Here is a 1,292-nt window from a genome sequence, read left to right on the forward strand (position 1 = left end):
GGCACCGACATCGGCCACCCCAACGACGCCTTCGACACCGCCGCCATCGTCCACCTCGCCGACCACGAGGCGTGACCGCACCCAACCCGCCCAACCGGAAAAGGACCTGCAACGCGCTGCACTAGGCCGTGTATCGAAAGTGGATCTTGGGACTATGGATGATGACGGTTCATGGGTCGGGGAGATCTCACGGACGAGCAGTGGGCGGTGCTGGAGTCGTTGTTGCCGCAGGGGAGGAAGGTGGGGCGGCCGCCTGTATGGCCTCGGCGGCAGCTGATCGACGGCATACGGTTCCGGGTCCGTACTGGTGTTCCGTGGCGGGACATCCCTATCGAATACGGGCCCTGGAACCGGGTCTATGACCTGTTCCGTCGATGGCAGCGCAACGGCACCTGGCATCTCATCCTCACCCGCCTCCAGTGCCTGGCAGATGCGAAGGGCGCGATCACGTGGGACCTGAGCGTCGACTCCACGGTCTGCCGCGCCCACCAGCATGCGGCCGGGGCTCGCAAGCAGGGTGATCTGCAGAAGGAACCGCCGGGTGGCGTGTTCACCGAGCCTCGTGATCACGGGCTGGGGCGCTCACGCGGCGGGTTCACCACCAAACTGCACCTGGCCGTCGAGCAGGGCCAAAAGCCCATGTCGATCGTGGTGACCGCTGGGCAGCGCGGGGACTCGCCGCAGTTCGAACCCGTCCTGGAGAAGATCCGCGTGCCCCGCATTGGGCCGGGGCGGCCACGTGCCCGTCCCCATCGAGTCCGCGCTGACAAGGCATACGCCTCCCGCAGAAACCGCGCTTACCTGCGCCGCCGCGGAATCCGCTGCACTATCCCCGACAAAGCCGACCAGGCGCGCAACCGCCTCAAGCGTGGATCGCGTGGCGGCCGGCCGCCGAAGTTCGACAAGGACGACTACAAACAGCGGCACGCGGTCGAGTGTGGGATCAACCGCCTCAAGAGGCACCGCGCCGTCGCCACGCGATACGACAAGCTGGCGGTTCGCTACGAGGCGACCGTCCTCATCGCTGCCATCAACGAGTGGCTGTGATCAGCACCTCCACAGCCGTCCTACGCGACCCTGACCACATACTTGCCCTGGACACCGCCCGCTTCCAGCGCCTGGTGTGCCGCTGCTGTCTCCTCCAGGGGGAATACCGTGTCCACCGCCGGGCTTAGTGGTCTGCGTCGTAAATCCTTCGGGGGTTGACGTCGGGCTTGGCGTGCGCTTGCCCGTGTCAGGTGTCGAGACCGGTGAGGTGGAGGTGGCAGGCGGTGTCGAGTGCGTCCTCGGGG

General features: G+C 66.7%; 1 protein-coding gene and 1 pseudogene. One reads left to right on the plus strand and one right to left on the minus strand.

What is annotated here, in order from left to right:
* Window positions 1-171 precede the first annotated feature (171 nt).
* On the plus strand, window positions 172-1,047 hold the full coding sequence (locus OTB19_RS42905) for an IS5 family transposase (protein ID WP_267804285.1): 876 nt from the start codon (window positions 172-174) through the stop codon (window positions 1,045-1,047).
* A 20-nt stretch (window positions 1,048-1,067) separates the two neighbouring features.
* Here the strand turns inward: OTB19_RS42905 and OTB19_RS42910 are convergent.
* Window positions 1,068-1,175, minus strand: a pseudogene (locus OTB19_RS42910) (zinc-binding dehydrogenase); the annotation flags it as partial.
* Window positions 1,176-1,292 lie beyond the last annotated feature (117 nt).

Origin of the sequence: Streptomyces sp. H27-H5 (assembly GCF_026627505.1) — a bacterium.
Taxonomy (GTDB): Bacteria; Actinomycetota; Actinomycetes; order Streptomycetales; family Streptomycetaceae; genus Streptomyces.